Source organism: Variovorax sp. GW823-FHT04B03, assembly GCF_058796495.1.
This window is the reverse complement of the sequence record NZ_JBXAIT010000002.1, coordinates 914,369-936,694: the sequence shown is the minus strand read 5'-3', so window position 1 is coordinate 936,694 and position 22,326 is coordinate 914,369. Positions and strand designations below refer to the sequence as shown.

Annotated in this window: 21 protein-coding genes and 1 tRNA gene; 19 read left to right on the top strand and 3 right to left on the bottom strand. The window is 65.9% G+C overall.

What is annotated here, in order from left to right; all coding sequences use genetic code 11:
* The first annotated feature begins 67 nt into the window (after positions 1 to 67).
* From thrS to AC1RAD_RS12970, 9 genes are all read left to right on the top strand, one after another.
* Entirely contained in the window at positions 68 to 1,975 is a 1,908-nt protein-coding gene (thrS, locus tag AC1RAD_RS13010; RefSeq protein WP_062473452.1) for a threonine--tRNA ligase, read from the top strand.
* Positions 1,976 to 2,076: 101 nt separating this feature from the next.
* The gene (gene infC, locus AC1RAD_RS13005) at positions 2,077 to 2,700 is read left to right on the top strand and encodes a translation initiation factor IF-3 (protein WP_082818065.1); all 624 of its coding nucleotides are present in this window, start codon (positions 2,077 to 2,079) and stop codon (positions 2,698 to 2,700) included.
* Between the two features lie 153 nt (positions 2,701 to 2,853).
* Entirely contained in the window at positions 2,854 to 3,057 is a 204-nt protein-coding gene (gene rpmI / locus AC1RAD_RS13000) for a 50S ribosomal protein L35 (RefSeq protein WP_007832497.1), read from the top strand.
* Positions 3,058 to 3,081: 24 nt separating this feature from the next.
* Positions 3,082 to 3,441 (top strand): 50S ribosomal protein L20, encoded by a 360-nt coding sequence (rplT, locus tag AC1RAD_RS12995; RefSeq protein ID WP_007832499.1) that lies wholly within the window; start codon positions 3,082 to 3,084, stop codon positions 3,439 to 3,441.
* A gap of 112 nt (positions 3,442 to 3,553) precedes the next feature.
* Positions 3,554 to 4,630, top strand: coding sequence for a phenylalanine--tRNA ligase subunit alpha (pheS, locus tag AC1RAD_RS12990; RefSeq protein WP_492735194.1), 1,077 nt, complete (start codon positions 3,554 to 3,556; stop codon positions 4,628 to 4,630).
* A gap of 45 nt (positions 4,631 to 4,675) precedes the next feature.
* Entirely contained in the window at positions 4,676 to 7,117 is a 2,442-nt protein-coding gene (gene pheT, locus AC1RAD_RS12985) for a phenylalanine--tRNA ligase subunit beta (protein ID WP_492735192.1), read from the top strand.
* Positions 7,118 to 7,119: 2 nt separating this feature from the next.
* Positions 7,120 to 7,494, top strand: coding sequence for an integration host factor subunit alpha (locus tag AC1RAD_RS12980; protein ID WP_095747662.1), 375 nt, complete (start codon positions 7,120 to 7,122; stop codon positions 7,492 to 7,494).
* A 64-nt stretch (positions 7,495 to 7,558) separates the two neighbouring features.
* Entirely contained in the window at positions 7,559 to 8,017 is a 459-nt protein-coding gene (locus AC1RAD_RS12975; RefSeq protein WP_492684860.1) for a MerR family transcriptional regulator, read from the top strand.
* Positions 8,018 to 8,043: 26 nt separating this feature from the next.
* Positions 8,044 to 8,120, top strand: a tRNA-Pro gene (locus AC1RAD_RS12970).
* A gap of 365 nt (positions 8,121 to 8,485) precedes the next feature.
* Here the strand turns inward: AC1RAD_RS12970 and AC1RAD_RS12965 are convergent.
* Positions 8,486 to 9,826: a M20 metallopeptidase family protein gene (locus AC1RAD_RS12965; RefSeq protein ID WP_492735190.1), complete on the bottom strand. Its 1,341-nt coding sequence runs from the start codon at positions 9,824 to 9,826 to the stop codon at positions 8,486 to 8,488.
* Positions 9,827 to 10,075: 249 nt separating this feature from the next.
* Between AC1RAD_RS12965 and AC1RAD_RS12960 the strand changes: the two genes are divergently transcribed.
* The 4 genes from AC1RAD_RS12960 (at position 10,076) to AC1RAD_RS12945 (ending at position 14,110) form a co-directional block, all read left to right on the top strand.
* Positions 10,076 to 11,035, top strand: coding sequence for a Bug family tripartite tricarboxylate transporter substrate binding protein (locus AC1RAD_RS12960; protein ID WP_492735189.1), 960 nt, complete (start codon positions 10,076 to 10,078; stop codon positions 11,033 to 11,035).
* A complete protein-coding gene (locus tag AC1RAD_RS12955) occupies positions 11,036 to 11,794 on the top strand; it encodes an SDR family NAD(P)-dependent oxidoreductase (RefSeq protein WP_492735187.1) in 759 nt (252 codons plus the stop codon). It abuts the gene before it with no gap.
* Positions 11,795 to 11,900: 106 nt separating this feature from the next.
* Complete coding sequence (locus tag AC1RAD_RS12950; RefSeq protein WP_492735185.1) at positions 11,901 to 13,094, top strand: CaiB/BaiF CoA transferase family protein; 1,194 nt, start codon at positions 11,901 to 11,903, stop codon at positions 13,092 to 13,094.
* Positions 13,091 to 14,110 (top strand): Bug family tripartite tricarboxylate transporter substrate binding protein, encoded by a 1,020-nt coding sequence (locus tag AC1RAD_RS12945; RefSeq protein ID WP_492735183.1) that lies wholly within the window; start codon positions 13,091 to 13,093, stop codon positions 14,108 to 14,110. The genes AC1RAD_RS12950 and AC1RAD_RS12945 overlap by 4 nt, the downstream gene beginning before the upstream one ends.
* A gap of 105 nt (positions 14,111 to 14,215) precedes the next feature.
* Here AC1RAD_RS12945 and AC1RAD_RS12940 read toward each other — a convergent pair whose 3' ends face one another.
* Complete coding sequence (locus AC1RAD_RS12940) at positions 14,216 to 15,178, bottom strand: Bug family tripartite tricarboxylate transporter substrate binding protein (protein ID WP_095745994.1); 963 nt, start codon at positions 15,176 to 15,178, stop codon at positions 14,216 to 14,218.
* Between the two features lie 137 nt (positions 15,179 to 15,315).
* On the opposite strand from AC1RAD_RS12940, the gene AC1RAD_RS12935 reads away from it, so the two are divergent.
* On the top strand, positions 15,316 to 16,197 hold the full coding sequence (locus AC1RAD_RS12935; protein WP_492735180.1) for an SMP-30/gluconolactonase/LRE family protein: 882 nt from the start codon (positions 15,316 to 15,318) through the stop codon (positions 16,195 to 16,197).
* Here AC1RAD_RS12935 and AC1RAD_RS12930 read toward each other — a convergent pair.
* A complete protein-coding gene (locus tag AC1RAD_RS12930) occupies positions 16,194 to 17,102 on the bottom strand; it encodes a LysR family transcriptional regulator (protein WP_487848452.1) in 909 nt (302 codons plus the stop codon). The genes AC1RAD_RS12935 and AC1RAD_RS12930 overlap by 4 nt on opposite strands.
* A gap of 102 nt (positions 17,103 to 17,204) precedes the next feature.
* Between AC1RAD_RS12930 and AC1RAD_RS12925 the strand changes: the two genes are divergently transcribed.
* Genes AC1RAD_RS12925 through AC1RAD_RS12905 form a run of 5 tightly spaced genes read left to right on the top strand, consistent with a single transcriptional unit; the run spans position 17,205 to position 22,325 of the window.
* Positions 17,205 to 18,296, top strand: coding sequence for an LLM class flavin-dependent oxidoreductase (locus tag AC1RAD_RS12925; RefSeq protein ID WP_492735177.1), 1,092 nt, complete (start codon positions 17,205 to 17,207; stop codon positions 18,294 to 18,296).
* A 21-nt stretch (positions 18,297 to 18,317) separates the two neighbouring features.
* On the top strand, positions 18,318 to 19,259 hold the full coding sequence (locus AC1RAD_RS12920; RefSeq protein ID WP_492735175.1) for a flavin reductase: 942 nt from the start codon (positions 18,318 to 18,320) through the stop codon (positions 19,257 to 19,259).
* Positions 19,260 to 19,287: 28 nt separating this feature from the next.
* Positions 19,288 to 20,448 (top strand): acyl-CoA dehydrogenase family protein, encoded by a 1,161-nt coding sequence (locus AC1RAD_RS12915; RefSeq protein ID WP_492735173.1) that lies wholly within the window; start codon positions 19,288 to 19,290, stop codon positions 20,446 to 20,448.
* Between the two features lie 3 nt (positions 20,449 to 20,451).
* Positions 20,452 to 21,567: an acyl-CoA dehydrogenase family protein gene (locus AC1RAD_RS12910; protein ID WP_492735172.1), complete on the top strand. Its 1,116-nt coding sequence runs from the start codon at positions 20,452 to 20,454 to the stop codon at positions 21,565 to 21,567.
* Positions 21,564 to 22,325: an enoyl-CoA hydratase/isomerase family protein gene (locus AC1RAD_RS12905; RefSeq protein WP_492735170.1), complete on the top strand. Its 762-nt coding sequence runs from the start codon at positions 21,564 to 21,566 to the stop codon at positions 22,323 to 22,325. The genes AC1RAD_RS12910 and AC1RAD_RS12905 overlap by 4 nt, the downstream gene beginning before the upstream one ends.
* Position 22,326 lies beyond the last annotated feature (1 nt).

Genomic DNA, 22,326 nt, shown 5'->3' with positions numbered 1-22,326 from the left:
CAGCGCACCAACCAAGCAAAGCGCGGCATCCACCGCGCTTTTTTGTTTTTCTCCCCGAGGTTTTCACATGATCCAGATCACGCTCCCCGACAACTCGCGCCGCGAGTTCCCCGGCCCGGTTTCGGTGGCCGAAGTGGCCCAGTCCATCGGTCCCGGCCTCGCCAAGATGACGGTGGCCGGCAAGATCGACGGCAAGCTCGTCGATGCCAGCGACGTCATCGACCGCGACGCCAGGCTGCAGATCATCACGCCCAAGGACGACGAGGGCCTGGAGATCATCCGCCACTCGACGGCCCACCTGGTCGGCCATGCGGTGAAGCAGCTGTACCCGACGGCCAAGATGGTGATCGGGCCTGTGATCGACGAAGGCTTCTACTACGACATCTCGTTCGAGCGCCCGTTCACGCCCGAAGACATGGCCGCCATCGAGGCGCGCATGCGCGAGCTGATCGCGCAGGACTACGACGTGATCAAGAAGATGACGCCGCGCGCGGAAGTCATCGAGGTCTTCAAGTCGCGCGGCGAGGACTACAAGCTGCGCCTGGTCGAAGACATGCCCGACGAGCAGGCCATGGGCCTGTACTACCACCAGGAATACGTCGACATGTGCCGCGGCCCGCACGTGCCGAACACGCGTTTCCTGAAGGTCTTCAAGCTCACGAAGCTGGCCGGCGCCTACTGGCGCGGCGACGCCAAGAACGAGCAGCTGCAGCGCATCTACGGCACGGCCTGGGCCGACAAGAAGCAGCTCGACCAGTACATCCAGCGCATCGAGGAAGCCGAGAAGCGCGATCACCGCAAGCTGGGCAAGGAACTCGACCTGTTCCACATCGACGAAGTGGCGCCGGGCGTGGTGTTCTGGCACCCCAAGGGCTGGGCGGTCTGGCAGCAGGTCGAGCAGTACATGCGCGGCATCTACCGCGACACGGGCTACTGGGAAGTGAAGGGCCCGCAGATCCTGGACAAGAGCCTGTGGGAGAAGACGGGCCACTGGCAAAACTACCGCGACAACATGTTCACGACGGAGTCGGAGAAGCGCGAGTACGCGCTCAAGCCGATGAACTGCCCGGGCCACGTGCTGATCTTCAAGAGCGACCTGCGCAGCTACCGCGACCTGCCGCTGCGCTACGGCGAGTTCGGCCAGTGCCACCGCAACGAACCCAGCGGCGCGCTGCACGGCATCATGCGCGTGCGCGGCTTCACGCAGGACGACGGCCACATCTTCTGCACGGAAGACCAGATCCTCGACGAATGCATCGCCTACACGGCGCAGCTGCAGAAGGTCTATGCCGACTTCGGCTTCACGGACATTCTCTACAAGGTCGCGACGCGGCCCGAAAACCGCGTCGGCTCCGACGAGCTGTGGGACAAGGCCGAGCACGCGGTGATGGAATCGCTGCGCCGCTCGGGCGTGGACTTCGTCATTTCGCCCGGCGACGGCGCCTTCTACGGCCCGAAGATCGAGTACACGCTGCGCGACGCCATCGGCCGTCACTGGCAGTGCGGCACGATGCAGGTCGACTTCAACACGGCCGAGCGCCTGGGCGGCGAGTACGTCACGGAATCGAGCGGTCGGGCCCACCCGGTGATGCTGCACCGCGCCATTGTCGGCAGCCTCGAGCGCTTCATCGGCATGCTCATCGAACACCACTCTGGCGCCATGCCCGCATGGCTCGCTCCGGTGCAGGTGGCAGTGCTCAATATCAGCGAAGGACAGGCCGACTACGCTGCGCAAGTTGCGAAAACGCTGCAAAATCAAGGGCTTAGAGTTCAGCTGGATCTGCACAACGAAAAGATTACGTATAAAATACGGAAGCATTCGTTGCAAAAGCTCCCTTACATCCTCGTCGTGGGTGACAAGGAAAAGGAAGCAGGTGCCGTCGCAGTGCGCGCCCGGGGCAATCAAGACCTCGGTGCAATGTCCCTCGAATCGTTCACGCAACGGCTCGTCCAGGACGTTGCTGACAAGCGTTGATTTGTCTCTGAAACACCCCATATGTTTCTCTGCCATCTCGTGCCGCCTGTCCGCGAAGACTGAGCGGCGATCGCTACAGATTTTGTAGCAAACTTTGAAGGATTCTGACCATCGCTACTGCATTTCGCGACCGCCGCCACCGCGAGGAACGCCAACACCGCCTGAACCGGGAAATCATGGCCCCGGAAGTCCGCCTGGTCGGCCCGGAAAACGAGCCATTGGGTGTCATGAGCCTTTCCGAAGCCTTGCGCCTTGCGGGCGAGGCCGACGTGGATCTGGTGGAGGTCGTTGCTGCGGCCAATCCGCCCGTGTGCCGCCTGATCGAGTACGGAAAGTTCAAGTACCACGAGCAGAAGAAGGCAGCCGAGGCGAAGTCGAAGCAGAAGGTCATCGAGGTCAAGGAAATCAAGTTCCGGCCCGGTACCGACGATGGCGACTACAACATCAAGATGCGCAACATCAGGCGCTTTCTTGAAGAGGGCGACAAATGCAAGATCACGCTGCGCTTTCGCGGCCGCGAGATCACGCACCAGGAGCTCGGTCTGGCACTCTTGCAGCGCATTCGCGACGAGCTGGGCGACACGATCATGGTCGAGCAGTTCCCGAAGCTGGAAGGCCGTCAGATGATCATGATGATCGCTCCGGGCCGCAAGAAGGTTGGCGGCGCGGCGCCGAAGCCGGCAGCAGATGCTGCGCCGGCAGCAGCGCCCACGGCAACCGCCTGAGGCATTTGCAGTAGACGGGTTTTGAAGGGATTTCGCCCTGGCCCGCATTTCGAAAGAAGTGCAGGCGGGGGCGAGATAAAGAAGTGTCTCGGGGCCAACAAGTCCGTGGAGTATCCGCGGCGCCTCACGAGCACAAACTAAAGGAGCATTTACATGCCCAAAATGAAGACCAAGAGCAGCGCGAAAAAACGTTTCCGCGTTCGTCCCGGTGGCACCGTCAAGCGCGGTCAAGCCTTCAAGCGTCACATCTTGACGAAGAAGACCACCAAGAACAAGCGTCACCTGCGTGGTGCAGTCGCAGTGCATGAAACCAACATGGTTTCTGTCGCCGCCATGCTGCCCGGTCGTGGCATTTAACTCAGACGAACAAGGAGTACACACATGCCTCGCGTCAAACGTGGTGTAACGGCTCGCGCCCGCCACAAAAAAGTTCTCGCACTCGCCAAGGGTTTTCGCGGTCGCCGCGGTAATGTCTTCCGCGTCGCCAAACAGGCGGTGATGAAGGCTGGGCAATATGCCTACCGTGACCGCCGTACCAAGAAGCGCGTGTTCCGTCAGCTGTGGATCGCGCGTATCAACGCCGCCTCGCGTGAACTGGGCCTGACCTACAGCCAGTTCGCCAACGGCATCCGCAAGGCCGGTATCGAGATCGACCGCAAGATGCTTGCGGACATCGCCGTGCACGACAAGGCCGCTTTTGCCGGCATCGTGGAGCAGGTCAAGGCCAAGCTGGCTGCTTGATTTTGCACAGCAGGTTGCCGTCTCCGGACGGCTTCTTGCGCCCACGGCTCAAGGGCTGGCGCTTGAAAAGGCTCCAGCTCTTTTTTATTTCCCCTCGAAGATTTTTGTTGCTATGAACGAGTTGGACTCCCTGGTCGACACCGCACGCGCCGCCTTCGCCGAAGCGAAAACGCCCGCAGAGCTCGAAAACGCCAAGGCCCAGTTCCTTGGCAAGTCGGGCCGCGTCACCGAGCTGATGAAGGGCATGGCCGCGCTGAGTGTCGAAGAGAAGAAGTCCCGCGGCGCCGCGATCAACGTCGGCAAGCAGGCCATCGAGGCCGCACTGACCGATCGCCGCCAGCAACTCGCCGACGAAGAACTCTCGCTGCAATTGCGCGCCGAAGCGCTCGACGTGAGCCTGCCCGGCCGCCACCGCGCCGGCGGCGGACTGCACCCCGTGAGCCGCACCCTGGAGCGCATCGAGGAGATCTTCTCGAGCATGGGCTTCGACGTGGCCGACGGCCCCGAGATCGAGAGCGACTGGCACAGCTTCACCTCGCTCAACAACCCGCCGAACCACCCGGCGCGTTCGATGCAGGACACCTTCTACGTCGACCTCAAGGGCGACGATGGCATTCCCTACAACCTGCGCCCGCACACCAGCCCGATGCAGGTGCGCTACGCCCACCAGCACACCAAGAAGTACGCGGCCGAATTCGCCGCCGCTGCCGCCGACACCACCGGCACCGTGAAGGCGCCCGAGATCCGCGTGATCGCGCCGGGCCGCACCTACCGCGTCGACAGCGACGCCACCCACTCGCCCATGTTCCACCAGTGCGAAGGCCTGTGGCTCGGCGAGAACGTGAGCTTCAAGGACCTGAAGGTCGTCTTCACCGACTTCTGCCGCACCTTCTTCGAGCGCGACGACCTCGTGCTGCGCTTCCGCCCCAGCTTCTTCCCGTTCACGGAACCGAGCGCCGAGATCGACATCCAGTTCGCAAGCGGCCCGCTGGCCGGCCGCTGGCTCGAAGTCGCCGGCTCGGGCCAGGTGCACCCGAACGTCGTGCGCAACATGGGCCTGGACCCCGAGCGCTACATCGGCTTCGCTTTCGGCATGGGCCCCGACCGGCTCACCATGCTGCGCTACGGCGTGAACGACCTGCGCCTCTTCTTCGACGGCGACCTGCGTTTTCTCTCGCAGTTCCAGTAAGCACGCCCCCTCCACAGATAGAAAAACCAGATCGAGATCGAAGAGATGCAATTCCCGGAATCCTGGCTGCGCGAGTTCTGCAACCCGCCCCTCGACAGCGCCGCACTGGCCGAAACGCTCACCATGGGCGGCTTCGAGGTCGAAGAGCGCCGTCCGGTGGCGCCGCCTTTCACGCGCATCGTGGTCGGCGAAATCAAGGAAGCGGAGCAGCACCCGAATGCCGATCGCCTGCGCGTGTGTCAGGTCGACGTGGGGCAGGGCGCCTTGCTGAACATCGTGTGCGGCGCGCCCAATGCGCGCGTCGGCATCAAGGTGCCGTGCGCCCTCGTCGGCGCCGAACTGCCGCCGGGTGAAGACGGCAAGCCCTTCCTCATCAAGCTGGGCAAGCTGCGCGGCGTCGAGAGCCAGGGCATGCTGTGCTCGGCGCGCGAACTGAAGCTGAGCGAAGACCACGGTGGCCTGCTCGAACTCGACGCCGACGCGCCTCTCGGCGCCGACGTGCGCGACGTGCTCAAGCTCGACGACGCGCTGCTCACGCTCAAGCTCACGCCGAACCTGGCGCACGGCCTGAGCGTGTACGGCGTGGCGCGCGAACTCGCCGCACTCACCGGCGCACCGCTGAAGACGCCGGCCATTGCGCCCGTGGCCACGTCGTTCTCCGATGTGCTGCCCGTCAAGGTCGAGGCGCCCGACCTGTGCGGCCGCTTCTCGGGCCGCATCGTGCGCGGCGTGAACACCAAGGTCACCACGCCCGCGTGGATGGTCGAGCGCCTCGCGCGTTGCGGCCAGCGCAGCGTGACGCCGCTGGTCGACATCTCGAACTACGTGATGTTCGAGTATGGCCAGCCCAGCCACATTTTCGACCTCGACAAGATCCACGGCGGCCTCACAGTGCGCTGGGGCAAGGCGGGCGAACAGCTCAAGCTGCTCAACGGCACGACGATCACCGTCGACGAGAAGGTCGGCGTGATCGCCGACGACCGCGAAGTCGAATCGCTCGCCGGCATCATGGGCGGCGACGCCACCTCGGTGACCGACGACACGCGCAACATCTACGTCGAGGCCGCGTTCTGGTGGCCCGAGGCCGTGCAGGGCCGTTCGCGTCGCTTCAACTTCTCGACCGACGCCGGCCACCGCTACGAGCGCGGCGTCGACCCGAGCCGCACCGTGCAGATCATCGAACGCATCACGCAACTGGTCGTCGAGATCTGCGGCGGCGAAGCCGGCAAGATGGACGACCAGACGCTGCGCCTGCCCGAAGCCGCGCCCGTCACGCTGCGCGTGGCCCGCGCCGCGCGCGTCATCGGCATGCCGCTGACGCAGGCGCAATGCGCCGACGCGCTCCACCGCCTCGGTTTCGCAATCAGCGAAGGCGAAGGCACGCTGACCGTCACGCCGCCGCCGCACCGCTTCGACCTGCTGATCGAGGAAGACCTCATCGAAGAAGTGGCGCGCCTGATCGGCTTCAACAACCTGCCGACCACCGCGCCGCTCGCGCCCATCACGGCCCGCGTGCGGCCCGAGGCGCAGCGCAGCCGCTTCGCGGTGCGTCGCAGCGTTGCAGCGCTGGGTTACCAAGAAACCATCAACTTCAGTTTTGTCGAAGCGCACTGGGAGCAGGACCTGGCGGGCAACGCCAACCCGGTCAAGCTGCTGAACCCCATCGCCAGCCAGATGAGCGTGATGCGCTCGTCGCTGCTCGGCTCGCTGCTGCAGGTGCTCAAGTTCAACCTCGACCGCAAGGCACCGCGCGTGCGCGTGTTCGAGCTGGGCCGCGTGTTCCTGCGCGACGACAGCGTCGTCACCACCGACAGCACCGTGCGCGGCGTGAACCAGCCCATGCGCGTGGCGGGCCTGGCCTGGGGCGATGCCGAGGCGTCGCGCTGGGACGGCAAGCCGCAGCGTGTCGACTTCTACGACGTCAAGGGCGACGTCGAAGCACTGCTCGCACCGCGCGTGCCGACCTTCGAAGCGGCCGAGCACCCCGCGCTGCACCCCGGCCGTTCGGCCCGCGTGCTGCTGGACGGCCAGGCCATCGGCTTCATTGGCGAGCTGCATCCGCGCTGGCGCCAGAAGTGGGACTTCACCCAGGCGCCCGTGCTGTTCGAACTCGACCTCGACGCCGTCACGGCGCGGCCCGTGCCCGTGGCGCAGCCGGTGCCCAAGCACCAGGCCGTCGAACGCGACATCGCGGTGGTCGTGGCCGAAGCGGTGTCGCACGACGCGCTGATGCAGGCCATCCGCGCGGGCGCGTCCGCCTCGGGCCTGCTGCGCGATGCGACGCTGTTCGACATCTACCGTCCGCAGCCGTTGCGCGAAGGCGCCGTGGCGGCGCCGGGTGCGCTGGCATCGGGCGAGAAGAGCATGGCCGTGCGCCTGACCTTCCAGAGCGATGCCGCCACGCTGACGGACGAGCAGGTCGAACCCGCTGTCCGTGCAATCGTCGAACAACTGGGCGCCACCCTGGGCGGCCGCTTGAGAGGATGAAGATGAACGCCGCCGAATTCACGCTCGAAGCCCTCGAAACGCCGGCGCTCACGAAGGCGCACCTGGCCGACCTGCTGTTCGAGCAGATCGGCCTGAACAAGCGTGAGTCGAAGGACATGGTGGAGGCGTTCTTCGAGCTCGTCGCCAGCAGCCTGATCGAAGGCACGGACGTGAAGATCTCGGGCTTCGGCAACTTCCAGATCCGTGTGAAGGCGCCGCGTCCCGGGCGCAACCCGCGCACCGGCGAAGCCATTCCGATCGGCGAGCGCCGCGTGGCCACCTTCCATGCGAGCGCCAAGCTCAAGGAGCAGATCCAGGGCAGCGTCGAGCCGCAGGGCGGCACTTCCGAAGTCGAGTGGAGCCTGGGCGCGGAATAGTGCTTGGTGCTGTGCGGCCGCGTAGAGTAATCTATGAGGTTTCCCGCGCACAGTCTTGATTTCAATGGAGAAAACGCTCCCGCCGATTCCCGTCAAACGCTACTTCACCATCGGTGAGGTCGGCGAGCTCTGCGGCGTGAAGCCGCACGTGCTGCGCTATTGGGAGCAGGAGTTCACCCAGCTGCGCCCGATGAAGCGGCGCGGTAACCGCCGCTACTACCAGCACCACGAAGTGCTGATGATCCGCCGCATCCGCGACCTGCTCTACGACCAGGGTTTCACCATCAGCGGTGCGCGCAACAAGCTGCAGGAACTCACACAGGGCGAGCGCGACCGTCGCAAGGCGGGTGAAGTGCCACTCGAAGGCCTGGAGGCCATCGAGATCGGCCAAGAGGAATTCGACGCCGCCGTGCACGAGGAACCGGGGCCCACGGCGGCCGCGCAGAGCGTCGATCTGTCGCAGTTGTTGCACCTTCGCCGCGAACTCTTTGAAATTCGTGAGCTTCTGACTGTCGGACACTGAATTTAGCCCGCTATAATCGAGAGCTTCGGTGTGTGGCGCAGCCTGGTAGCGCACTTGCATGGGGTGCAAGGGGTCGAAGGTTCGAATCCTTTCACACCGACCAAAATTGACAGGGGTTAGCAGCGTAGTAGTTGCTAACCCCTTCGTCATTTTGGGTGTTCGTATCCCAGAGGTGCCCTCAATTTCGACGCTTCGATCTGGCCGAGATGTCGGCACGGCCGCCAGACCGCGAAGACATTTCCCCCAAGGAAATGGACCAACTACTGGGGCCAGGCTAAGAGCCGAGCGGCGCTCGCTCGGCGATCGGAGTGGCGCCAACAGAAGCACACATCAAGCCGCTGCTCACTTGAGCGGCGGCTTTTTCTTTATGCGTCCAGTGGAGGCGCGTTTCCGGATGCGCAAATCCTTCCGCGAGTTGTGGGCGAAGTTCCAAGGGCATGTGCCGCGCGGCTTGCACCATCCGATTCATCAGGGCGTGCCTGTCCTTGCACGTGTCATTTGCGCCAGGGTCGCACTGGTCAAGGCTCTCACCCCGATGCGCATCGCGGACTCATCGACGGTGAACAGCGGCGAATGATTTGTCGGGCCAGCGCGATCGGGGTACGGCGAGGCGTTCAAAATCCAGAACACCACCGGAACGCCCGTGCCGCCGAAGGCGCCAAAGTCTTCCGATCCCATTGACGGCAAGATCTCCGCGACCTTGTCTTTTCCTGCTGCAGCCTTCAATGCATCGACGAGCGTCATCGTGGTCGGCGCATCGTTGACAAGCACGCCGTAGCCCCCACCGGTATCGATGCGCACATTGGCCTTGACGCCGTAGCTGGCCGCGATGTGCTCGGCTTTCATGCGAATCTGCTCGTGGGCGACCTTCTGGTTCTGCGCCGACAGCGCGCGTACCGTGCCCGAGAGTTCTGCGGTCTCGGGCAGGATGTTGAAGCGGTTGCCACTTTGCAGCATGCCCACCGTCACCACGGTGGCGCCTCCATCGATCGTCGGGTTGGTGCGGTGGCTGACGATGTTCTGCAAGCCCAGGGCAATTTCCGCCGCCGCCAACATGGGAGAGTTGGCCGCCCATGGCGCGGCACCGTGCCCACCAGCGCCGTTGAGCTTGATGTTGAACACGTCGATGCTGGCCAGCATGGCACCAGGTCGATAGGAGATGGAGCCCTTGGGCGCTTGTGCGCCGATGTGCTGGCCCAACACGACATCGACCTTGGGATTGTCCAGAGCGCCGGCCTTGACCATTGCCAGCGCGCCGCTGGGGTTTTCGGCGCCGGGGCCGATCTCTTCGGCCGGTTGGAACAGGAAGACCACCGTGCCGGGCAGATCCTCTCGCATGGCCGAAAGGGCTTGAGCCGCGCCCAGCAACATGGCTACGTGTGTGTCGTGGCCGCAGACATGCGACACCGAAACTTCCTGGCCACGCCACAGAGCCTTGGCCGTTGAACGGAACGGCAGGTCGTTGCGCTCCTCGACAGGCAGGGCGTCCATGTCGGCGCGCAACGCAACCACCGGGCCGGGCTTGCCGCCACGCAATACGGCCTTGATGCCAGTCCTGGCAATGCCGGTCTGGACTTCGACACCTGGGATCTTGCCCAATGCGGCAGCAATGTACTTGGCCGTCTCGACTTCTGCGTACGCAAGTTCTGGATGCTGATGGAGATGACGACGCCATGCGATGACGTCGGGCTCGGCTGCATCGGACAAGGCGAGCGCGCGTTCAAGCAAGGGCTGCGGTGTCGCCGCGGAAGCGATGGCCATTTGAATGGCGATTGCCGCTGCACACAGGAGTGGTTTCAGGACGTTCACGATGTCGCTTTTCCTTCTGATGGATGTGAGGTTGTGAAATCTTGCGAAGATGAAGCTGCGTTTCGTCCCCGTGCAGCGCCGGTGGCCAGCTGACATCCAGCTTCCGAGGGCGGTTCACTGTAGGTGGACACCTCTCGGACGTTCCTCCCGAAACTACAAAGCACCTTTTCATCCCTTGATGCATGCCGCCGAGCCCGCGCTCCTAAACTGAGGAAAGCCATCTCGGCACCCCATTCAGGAGACATCGCCATGCAATCCCGGAAGCGCCTCGGCGGCTTTCTGCTCGGCCTCGTCCTCGCCGTCGGCACGGCGCAGGCCCAGCAACCCCTTCGCATCGTCGTGCCCTTTGCGGCCGGCGGCGGCACCGACCAGTACGCGCGGCTGCTGGCCGCTGAACTCACCAGGCGCGGCACCCAGACCATCGTCGACAACAAGCCAGGCGCCAGCGGCATCGTGGCCGCCGACAACGTCGCGCGTTCCAAGCCGGATGGCACCACGGTGCTCATGAGCTCGCTGAGCATCCTGGCCAGCAACACGGTGATGTACGACAAGCTGCCTTACGACCCGGTGAAGAGCTTCGCGCCCGTCACGCAGATCGCCTACCAGCCGACCATCATCGTGGGGCGTTCGGACCTGCCTTACAAGAACATCAAGGAAATGGTGGCCTATGCCAAGGCCCATCCGGACAAGATCAACCGCGGTTCGCCGGGCGCCTCCATCCTGACCAACCTGGCGCCGCTGGCCTTCGAGGGCATGGCCGGCATTCGCACGACGCACATTCCGTTCAATGGCGATTCGCCCGGCTTGCAGGCGCTGCTGGGCAGCCAGATCGACATCCAGGGGACCTCCATCACCGGCCCGCTGCAGCACGTCAAGGCGGGCAAGATGCGCGTGCTGGGCGTCATGGACGCCAAGCGCCTGCCTCAGGTGCCCGATGCGCCCACGTTCAAGGAGCAGGGCTACGACATCGAGGCACTGCTGTGGTACGCGCTGTCCGCGCCAGCCGCCACGCCCACGGACACCATCGACAAGCTCAATCGCGCCGTCAACCAGGTGCTGCTCGATCCGGACTTCATCGCGCGTTCCCAGGCGATCGGCATGGAGCCGCGCGGCGGAACGCCGCAGGCGCTGGCCGCCTATGTGAAGGCCGAGACCGAGCGCTGGGTTCCATTGCTCCAGCGCCTGGATCTGCCCAAGCAGGGGCATTGAATGCGTCCGTTGTTCGATGACACGGTGGCCCTGGTCAGCGGGGCGAGCCAAGGCATCGGCTTCGCCATTGCGACCCGCCTGCTGGAGGCCGGCTGTCGCGTCGCGTTGACCGACATCGACGCCGAGAAAACGCGCGAGGCCGCCGCGCGCACGGGCCTTGCGGCGGACCGCGTGCGCCCGTACGCGCTGGACGTGCGCGACGCCGCGCAATGCGAGGCCGTGGTCGCCGACCTGCAGCAAGCCTGGGGCCCCGTGGGCGTGCTCGTGAACAACGCGGGCGTCGGCGGCCGCAGCGCGGCGTTCGAGGCGCAGTCGCTCTCGGATGACATCGACCACGTGATGGCGGTGAACGTCAAGGGCGTGCTCAACCTCACCGTGGCATGCACCGACGGCCTGCGCAAGACGCGGGGTGCCGTCGTCAATGTGGCGTCCATCACCTCGCTCGTGGCGACCTCGGCCCACATGGCCTATGGCGCATCGAAAGGGGCGGTCGGTCAGCTCACGAAATTCCTGGCGCGCGACTTCGGACCGTATGGCGTGCGCGTGAATGCCGTCGCGCCGGGCCTGGTCATGACGCCGATGACCGCCCACATCGCGGACGACGCCGAGCGTCACGAGCGGATGGTGCGCCGCACGTTCCTGCGCCGCGTGGGCGATCCGCAGGACATCGCGGGGCCCGTGGTGTTCCTGGCGTCGGAGCAGGCGCGCTACGTCACCGGAACCATCCTGCCGGTCGACGGTGGTTACACCGCCAACTGACGGATGCCGCGTGCCTGCGCCGCGCGGGGCAGGCGGCCGACGGCGATCGCCCGCGCCGGCCGCATCGAAGACAAGACCCGAGAACCATCGAATGAACCCAACTTTCATGCAACCCCTTGCCGGCGTGCGCGTGCTGGACCTGTCCCGCGTCATGGCCGGCCCCCTGTGCGGCATGGCGCTGGCCGACCTGGGCGCCGACGTGATCAAGGTCGAACATCCCGAGCGCGGCGACGACACGCGCGACTGGGGCGTGCGCATCGGCAGCCACAACACGTCCTACTTCAACAGCTGCAACCGCAACAAACGCTCCATCTGCGTGGACCTGCAGGACAAGGAGGGCCAGGACATCGTGCGCCAGCTCGCCGCGCAGTGCGACGTGGTCATCCAGAACTTCAAGTACGGCGGCGCGCAGAAGATGGGCCTGGGCTACGACGACCTGCGCAGGGTCAACCCGAAGCTCATCTACTGCTCGATCTCGGGCTACTCGGTGCTCAGCGAGGAAAAGGCGCGACCGGGCTACGACCTCGTGATCCAGGGCGAGACGGGCTTGATGGCCATGAACGGCGAAGAAGGCCAGGGCCCGCTGAAGTTCGGCATTGCCGCGGTCGACATGTTCACCGGCATGTACTCGGCACAGGCCATCCTAGCCGTGCTCTACGAACGCACGCGCACCGGCGAGGGCCGCCACATCCAGATGTCGCTGTACGACAGCGGGATGATGATCACCTCGTACTACGGGCTCACCGCCTGGCTCAACAAGGGCGACCCCGCCAAGTTCGGCAACTCGCACCCGTCGATCGTGCCCTACGGCGTGTTCGAGGCAGCGGACGGTCCGGTGGTGATCGCCGTCGGCAACAACGGCCAGTTCAGGAAGTTCTGCGACGAAGTGATTTTTTGCCCCGAGCTGCCGGTCGATCCGAAGTTCGCCACCAACACCGAACGCTCGAAGCACCGGCACGAGTTGCTGCCGCTGCTGCTCGCGAAGATCGGGCAGTTCTCGCGCGCCGATCTCATCGCACGCATGAACACGGCGGGCATTCCCTGCGGGGAGGTGCTCGGTCTCTACGACGCGCTGCAGTCCGACCGCACGGCGCAGACGCAGGTCTGGCATCGCTTCGAAGACACGCAGGCAGGGCCGCAGGCCGTGCACGCGCCGCCCTACATCATCGACGGCGCACGCGCGGGCGTGCGCCACCACCCGCCGCACCTGGGGGAGCACACGGCCGAAGTGCTGCGTGAGCTGCTCGACATGGGCGACGGCCAACTTGAATCCCTGAGCCAAAGAAGCGTCATCAAATGAACGAAAACCGCATGCGCGAAACCGAACCCGCCGCCCCGCGCCGGCTCCTGCTGAAGTCGTGCCTCGCGGCCGGCGCAGCGCCCTGGCTGGCGTCGCTCTCCGGCGGCGCCAACGCGGCGAGTCGCTGGCCCGAAAAAACCGTTCGCATGGTCGTGGCCTTTCCGGCCGGCGGCCCGACCGATGCGACCGCGCGCCTGGTCGCGCAGAAGCTGGCCGGCGCGCTCGGCCAGCCCGTCATCGTGGACAACCGTCCCGGCGCCTCGGGGTCCATCGGCACCACGTCGCTGATCAAGTCGGTGCCCGACGGCTACACGGTGTCGATGTTCGGCATGCCCGCGCTGGTGGCACCGATCGTCTACAGGAACAACCAGTACGACGTGCGCAAGGATTTCACCTGCGTGGCGTCGGTCTACGACTTGCCGCTGGTCTTGATGATCAACCCGCTGGTGCTGCCGGGCGTGAACGATCTCAAGGGCTTCATCGCGGCCGCCAAGGCGCAGCCGGTCAACTACTCCACCGCGGGGTCGGGCAGCATCGGCCACCTGGCGATGGAGCAGCTCAAGGACATGGGCGGCTTTCCGATGCAGCACGTGGGCTACAAGGGCAGTGCGCCGGCCATCACCGATCTGCTGGGTGGGCAGATCGGCGCCATGTTCGTCGACCTGGTCGCGGCCATGCCGCACATCCGCAGCGGGCGGCTCAAGGCGCTGGCGCTCGGCTCCGCCGATGCCCGGGCCTTCCTGCCCGAGGTGCCGTCCATCGCGCAGCAGGGTTTCGCAGGCTTCAACGTGAGCAGCTGGAGCGGCCTGATCGTGCCGAACGGCACGCCGGCCGGCGTGGTGACCCGGCTCGACTCGGAACTGCGCCGCATCCTGGCCGAAGCGGACACGAAGCGCGGGCTCGAGAACATCGGCGCGCTCAGCGCCTACCAGCCGCCGGAAGTCATGAAGCGGCGAATGGCCAGCGAGTTCGAGCGCTGGAACAAGGTGGCGTCGGAGAAGGACATCTCGATCTGATTTTGGGTTGGCGCCCTCGGGTGCCGACGCCATCGCAGCAACGCCCCGGAACCCGAAGCCCTTTAAGGCTTGAGTTCCGGGGCGTTGTGCATGGGGCTCTGAGGATCAGTGCGATTGCTTCGGCAGATTCAAACTGCGCAGGATCGGAAGCCAGCGGTCCGCCTCGACCTTGATGAACCTGGCCAGCTCTTCGGGCGTGCCGCCGCGGGGCTCCATGCCGATGGCGCGGGCGCGGGCCACGAAGTCGGGGTCGGCGATCACCTGGTTCACGGCCTTGTTCAACCGGTCGATCGCCGGCTTGGGCGTGCCGGTGGGAACCGAGAGCGAGTACCACAGCGTGGCTTCCATGTCGAAGCCCTGTTCCTTGAACGTGGGGGCGTCGGGCACCTGCGGCAGGCGCCGCGAATCCATCACGCCGAGCACGCGCAACTTGCCCGACTTCACATAGGGCAGCGATCCCGTGATGGACGTGCCGTGGATGTCGATCTGGTTGCCCAGCAGGGCCTGCAGCGCGGGGGCGTCGCCGTTGAAGGGAATGTGCAAGGTGCTGATGCCTTGTTCCTTTTCGAAAGCGATGGGTGCCAGGTTGGTCAGGATGGCCGCGCCGGGCGAACCGCGGTTGATCTTGCCGGGGTTCTGCTTGGCGTAGGCCACCATTTCCTTGATGTTCTTGTAGGGCAGGTCGGTGCGACCCACGACGATGGCGGGCTGGTAGGCGATCTGCGTGACCGGTGCGAAGTCCTTCACGGGGTCGTAGGGCAGCTTCTCGTAGAGCACGCTGTTGTTCGCGAGCGTGCCCAGCGACGACACGAGCACGGTCTGCCCATCCGGTTTGGCACGGGCCACGTAGTCGGCGGCAAGGATGCCGCTGGCGCCGGGCTTGTTCTCGATGATGACGTTCAGCCCCTGCTTGCCGAGTTCCTGGGCCAGGATGCGGCAGTACTGGTCGGTGCCACCGCCGGCCGCAAAGGGCACGACGAGGCGGGTCACCTGTTGGGCAAGGGCGAGGGCCGGGGCGAGCGCGCAGGCACCCAGCGCCAACCCCATGACGAGTTTTCGATAGCTCATTCTTGTCTCCTGTTCTGGTTCGAATCGAACGCTGGATTCAGTCTAGGGCGCAGCTCCCAGCGGTGATCTGCAAGGAATGAAAAGCAGCTTTGCGGGATGCGCCGACAGGGGCGCCAGCGCGCCCGCACACTTGCCCGATGACCGTGAAGATCACCCGGGTCGGGACGACCAAAGATCAACTGGGCGAGAGCCCCTGCTGGGATGCCGATGCACAGGCGCTGAACTGGATCGACGCGCTGGCCGGCACGCTGTGGCGGTTGAACCCCGAGGCCGGGCTGCCCGAGCCGCACCCGTTGCCCGCGCCCGTGGGTTCGATCGCGCCATGCTGCAGTCAGGCTGTCGTGGTGGCGCTGCGCCACACCTTTGCGCGCTATGACTTCGCCACGCGGACACTGGAGCACCTGGCCCGCATTCCCGTGGACCATCCGAACGTCCGCTTCAACGATGGCAAGTGCGATCCGGCGGGCAACTTCCTGGCGGGCACCATGCACGTCGATCGCCAGGCCGGCGAGGCGGTGAAGGGCGGGCTCTACCGGCTGCGCCCCGACCTTGGCGTGGAGCACCTGGCCGACGACATCGGTTTTGCCAACGGGCCTTGCTTCAGCCCCGACGGCCGCGTGCTGTACCTGGCCGACAGCCTGGAGCGAACCATTTGGGTTTATGACTACGACCCGGATGGCCCCTTGCGCAACAAGCGCCTGTTTGCAAAGACGCACGCCTTCGACTCCGGGCCCGACGGGGCGACGGTCGATGCACAAGGGTTCCTCTGGACAGTGCTGACCCGCGCCGCCAAGCTGGCGCGCTATGCCCCGGACGGCACGCTGGAGCGCCTTGTCGAGTTACCGGCGAGCTACCCCACGAGCATCTGCTTCGGCGGGCCCCGCCTGGAGCACATGTACCTGACCACCATTTCACGCAGCGCACGGCTGGAGGGCGACAAGGCACAGGATGGCGGGCTGTTCCGGATCGAGGGGCTGCCGGCCACGGGGCGTCTGCCCCATCATTTCGCTGACGTCTAGCGGGGCTCGCTTCTGAGCGCATCCGCCACGTAGTCCACGAAGGCCCGCACCTTCAGCGGCAGCACGCGGCTTTGCCGGAAGACGGCGAAGACGCCGTTGGAGAACGCCCGCACGGCAAAGCGGTATTCGGGCAGCAGCCGCACCAGCGTGCCGTCGCGCAGGTCGTCGCGCACGGTGGCCTCCGAGAGCAGCGCCACGCCCATGCCGCCGATGGCGGCCAGCCGCAGCAGCTCGCCGTTGTTGGCGCTGAGCACGCCCTGGATGGCCAGTTCCTGCTGTTCACCTGCCGGGTCGATGTACTTCCAGGTGATGACCTCGCGCTCGCGCCGGTAGGTGAGGCAGCGCACCTGCGGCAGGTCGCTGGGATGCCGGATGCGCGAGTAGGTCTTCACGAAGGCAGGGCTGGCCACCAGCACCTCGTCGCTGGACTGCAGCCGCTTGATGACGAAGCCCGAATCGTTGGACTCTCCGGTGCGGATGTCGACGTCGAAGTCGTGTTCCACCAGGTTGATCGGATGCTCGGAGAGTTCGAGCTCGACACGGATGTCCGGATAGAGCTCCGCGAAGCGCGGCAGCAGCGGCGCGAGCACCCGCAGGCCGATGTGCGTGCGCGAATGCACACGCAGGCGGCCCTCCGGCCGCTGGCGCGCGTTGTGCACGGCCTGCTCGGCCTCGCTCATGAGTTCCAGCATCGCCTCGGCCCGCTCCAGGAAGGCCTGGCCTGCTTCCGTCACCTTGAGGTTGCGGCTGGTGCGATCCACCAGTTGCACGCCCAGTTCTTCTTCCAGTGCGCTGATGCGCCTAGAGATGGTCGCGGGCGAGAGGCTGAGGCTGCGGGCCGCGGCCGAGAGGCTGCCTTTGCGCTGGGTGGCCACAAAGATGCGCAGCGAGTCGAGGGCCTTCATTTCGAAAGACGCAAAGAAGCTGTGCGTTCGCTGGTGATCCACGCAGGCATTGAGTTCCTACGATGGACTTCGATCAACACCAGCCAACCAGGAGCAACAGCGATGGATTTCGGAATCTTCATTTTGATGCAGCAGCGGAACAAGCATAAGACCTCCCACCAGATCCTGCGCGACGCCATCGAGCAGACGCGTCTGGCGGACGAACTGGGTTTCGGGGCCGCGTGGTACGCCGAGCACCACTTCAGCAACTACGGCATGTGCTCGTCGCCGTTGACCATGATCGCGCACTGCGCTGCGGTCACCCGCAACATCCGGCTGGGAACCGGCATTGTCGTCGCTCCGCTGTACACGCCGGCCCGCCTGATCGCCGATGTGGCGATGGTCGACCAGTTGTCGAACGGCCGCCTGAACCTGGGCATCGGCTCGGGCTACCAGCAGTTCGAGTTCGAGCGCTTCGGCGTGTCGCTCGAATCCGCCAAGGGCCGCACCTTCGAGATGCTCGACATGCTCGAGGCGGGCCTGAAGGAGCCGAAGTTCAGCTACGACGGCGCGTACTACCAGCAGCCGATGAGCGCCATCAGCCAGCGCGCGGTGCAGCGACCCATGCCGCCGATGTGGATCACCAGCGTCGACCCGGCCTTCCTGTCGCGCGCCGTGAAGTCCGATCACCATGTGTTCGTCTCTGGCGGCGATGGCGGCCTGGAGAAGCTGGCCAGCACTCGGGCCCTCATCGACAAAGTGGCTGTGGCGGAGGGCAAGGACCCGGCCGGCGTGCAGGTCGGCCTGCTGCGCGCGGCCTATGCGAGCAACAACAAGGACGAGGTCGAGAGCTACCTCGAATGCGCCCGCTACCAGCGCCGCATCGCCGTGAGCCTGAAGCGGCGCACCGCGCAGATCGCCGACGACTACCAGGTCGAGGAAGGCATCGTCGAGGGCGAGCCCACGCTGGACGAGATGCGCGCGCTGCTGCCCGTGGGCGACATCGACACGGTGATCGAGCGCGTGGTCAACGAGATCCGCACGCTCAAGCCGGTGCACTACTGCTTCCAGACGCAGATGGGCGATTTCGACCACGCCACGATGCTGCGCCAGCTCGAGGTCTGGGGCAAGGTCATCATTCCGACGGTGCAGCAGGAGATCGCCAACGATCCGCCGCACCGGCCCGTGGCCCAGAGCGAACTTGCTGCGGCTTGAGGCCGAGCGCCAGGAGACGCCATGTCCGAAGTCGCTGAAGAAGAAAGCACCCGCGGCGCCATCGAGCCTGCCCAGTTCCGTCAGCTGCTCGGGTGCTTTCCGACCGGCGTGGCGGTCATCACCACCTGCACGCCGGACGGCCAGCCGGCCGGCCTGACCTGCAACTCCTTCAGTTCGGTCTCGCTGGACCCGCCGCTGGTGCTGTTCAGCCTGCGCAATGCGAGCCGATTGCTGGGCACGTTCCAGGCGGCGGACGGCTTTGTCATCAACATCCTCTCCGAGCAGCAGGATGCGCTGTCGGGCCGGTTTGCATCGAGCAAGATCGAAGACAAGTTCGAGGGCGTGCCGTGGCGCGCCGGCGCGCTGGGCATGCCACTGATCGACGATTGCCTGGCGAGCTTCGAATGCCGCGTGCATGCGGCCCACGAAGCTGGCGACCACACCATCTTCATCGGCGAGGTCCGGCACCTGAGCGCCGGGGCAACCGACCAGGCGCTGGTGTTCTACAAGGGCGCCTACATGAAGCTGGCCGAGTCGCTGCGCAAGCTGGTCGTGGAAGGGCGGCTGGGAGACGCCGACATCGACGAGGCCTATCGCACGCTCTATGGCACGTTGCTGCGCCTGGCCAGCGAACGCGCCACCGAGGCCGAGCTGGACGCCGTGCATGAAGCCGCCGGTGCCATCGAGGCGCACCCCGACGACGCACCGCTCAAAGAGCGCATTGCCTCCGCCAGCGCGTTCTTCTCGTCGATTGCCGCGGCCGGCCACAACGAAGCGCTCACGCTGATGGCGCAGACCATGACCAGCGTGCTGCGCGAGCGCATGACGCACGTGCTCTCGGTGCGCCCGCGTCCCGACCTTTTTCCGCTGCGTCGCAAGGTGGCGCACAACCTGCGCCGGCGCGACGCCGCCGGCGCCACCGCCGCCCTGGACGAGCTGATCACGCAGCTGCGCAAGGGTTGAGCCTTTCCGAAATTCCACAGGAGACAAGATGTCCATCGACTACGCCGGCTTCCGGCGCGAACTCGAATCGTTCGTGCGCAGCGCCTGCCCGCCAGAGATCCGCGCCGTCGTCGCGGCCGGCCAGAAGATCACGAAGCGCGAATACCAGGCCTGGCAGAAGATCCTCAACGCCCAGGGCTGGGGTGCGCCGAGCTGGCCGCGCGAAGCCGGCGGCACGGGCTGGGACATCCGCCAGCGCCTCATCTTCGAGGAGGTGATGGCCGAGAACGACTGTCCGCCCCTGTACCACCACGGGCTGGGCCACATCGGGCCGGTGATCATCCACTTCGGCACGCCCGAGCAGAAGGCGCGGTTCCTGCCGCGCATCCTCGACGGCTCGGACTGGTGGTGCCAGGGCTACTCGGAGCCCGGCTCGGGCTCCGACCTGGCCTCGCTGTCCACCAGCGCACGGCGAGACGGCGACGAGTGGGTCGTCAACGGCCAGAAGATCTGGACCTCGCATGCCCACGAGGCCAGCATGATCTACATGCTGGTGCGCACGTCGAAGGAGGCGAAGAAGCAGGAAGGCATCTCGCTGCTGCTGGTGCCCATGGACACCCCGGGCATCACCGTGCGCCCGATCCAGACCATCGACGGCTGGCATCACCTGAACGAGGTGTTCTTCGACGAGGTGCGCGTGCGCGCCGACAACCTCGTCGGCGAAGTCGGCAAGGGCTGGACCTGCGCCAAGTTCCTGCTCGAACGCGAACGCCTTCCGCCGGCCAACGTGGCGCGGCTGGAACTCATGCGCCGCCAGGTCACGCAATTGGTCGAGGAGGCGAGCCGCGCCACCGCGGGGCTGCGCGACTTCAGCGGCTTGCACCACAAGTTGCTCCTGTGCGAGGCCGACGTGAAGGGCGCGCGCGTGATGATGGCGCAGGCCACCGACGACCTGATCCACCAGCGCCCGCTGGGCGTGCAGCCCTCGGTCATCAAGATGACCTGCGCCGACGTCGCGCAGCGCCTGACGACCATCGCCCTCGATGCGGTCGGTCCCGATGCCGCGCATCGCTTTCTCGCCGAGGTGGGGGACGACGTGCCCGACGCCACCTGGATCCAGAACTACATGTTCACGCGCGCCCGCACCATCGCCGGCGGCACCTCCGAGGTGCAGCGCAACGTGGTCGCCAACGAACTCCTGGGAGCCTGAGCCATGTCCACCTCTTTCCCGTCGCTCTTTCCCGGCATGCTGCTGGACGCGGCGAGCCGCTATGCCGAAGACCACATCGCCGTCGCGATCGACGGTGACCCCGTGCGCGAACTGGGCTGGACGGCCACCCTCGTGCCCGAGGAGACCGGCGGTGTCGGCGGCAGACTGAGCGATCTCGCGTCCATCGTGGAGGGGCTCGCCACACACGGCCTGCAACTGCCGGTGGTCGAGACCTGCGCCGTGGTGCCGCTGCTGCTGCAGGCCGCGGGCGCCGAAACGGCCCATCGCTGGCTGGAGGCCGTGGCCGAGGGCAGCGTGCAGATGGCGCCCCTGACCGCCTTGTCTTCCACGCCCGACGTCCATGCGGTAAAGGCGAGGCACCTCGACATCGGCTATGAGCTGAGCGGCGCCGTGCAGGGCGTCGATGCGACGCTGCCTGCCACGCATTACCTCGTGCCTGCGCAAGTCGATGGCGAGGACGCCATCTTCCTGGTCGATGCCGAACGCATCGGCGCACCGAAGGCCCGCTACCGGACGATGGAGGGCCGCGCGGGCGCGGACTTCACGCTGGCGCAACTGGCCGTGCCCGAGAGCGCGTGCATCGCGCGCGGTGTCGCTGCACGCGATGCGCGCGCCAAGGCGACCGATGCCGCCTTGCTGCTCACGGCCGCCGACACGGTGGCCGCGCTGGCCACCCTCATCCGCCAGACGGTCACCCACCTGAAGGAGCGGCGCCAGTTCGGCGTGGCGTTGTCGAGCTTCCAGGTGCTGCGCCATCGCGTGGCCGACATGTACGTGAAGTACCTGGGCGCCAAGGGCTTGGTGATCCATTGCTTCCACGCCCATGAACAGAACGCACCCGACCTGCGCCGCACCCTGCGCCTGACCAAGGTGTCGCTGGCCGAGTCGGCGCGCGCCTGCGCGGAAGCGGCGATCCAGATGCACGGGGGCATGGGCGTGAGCGAGGAGGTGCTGGCCACGCGCACGGCGCAGCGCCTCATCGCCTCCGAGTTCCGCTATGGCGACCGCCTCTTGCATGTCGCCCACCTGTTGGCGCTGGCGCCGCAGGCGAGCGCACCACACGTTTCTTTTTCCAACCAAACCGGGAGTGTGCGATGAGCATCAATCTGGAAGTTTCCGACTACATCGCCGTCGTCCGGCTCGATAAACCGCCGGTCAACGCGCTGGACCGCGCCACGCGCCGCCGCCTGATCGAGATCTTTGATGAAGTCTCCGAGCGCTCCGACGTGCGCGTGGCGATTCTCACGGGCACCGGCAAGTTCTTCTGCTCCGGCGCCGACCTGAAGGACCGCCCCAATGCCGACAAGGCCGGCGACTTTCTCGACCACAACCGCTGGACGCGCGAAACGGGCAATGCCATCCGCGAATGCGCCAAGCCCGTGATCGCGGCCATCAACGGCCCCGCGCTGGGCGCGGGCTTCGGCCTCATGGCCGCGTGCGACATCTTCCTGGCGAGCGAGGACGCCACCTTCGCGATGCCCGAGATCAACGTCGGGCTCGCAGGCGGTGTCTCGATGCTGCGCACCATGGTCGGGCGGTCGTTCACGCGCCGCATGTTCTTCACCGGCATGAAGGTGCCTGCCGCCGAGCTGTACCGCCGCGGCGTGATCGACGAGGTGGTGCCCGCCGAACAGCTGATGCCGCTGGCGCTGGAGATCGCGCAGGAGATCGCCTCCAAGGCGCCGCTGGCCATCGCCTATGCCAAGCAGGCCGCCAACATGATGGACCTGATGCCGCAGCGCGACGGCTACCGCTTCGAGCAGAACTTCACCATGGCGCTGGCCCGCACGGAAGACGCGCAGGAAGCCCGCAAGGCCTTCCTCGAGAAGCGCAAACCCGTCTACAAGGGGCGCTGAG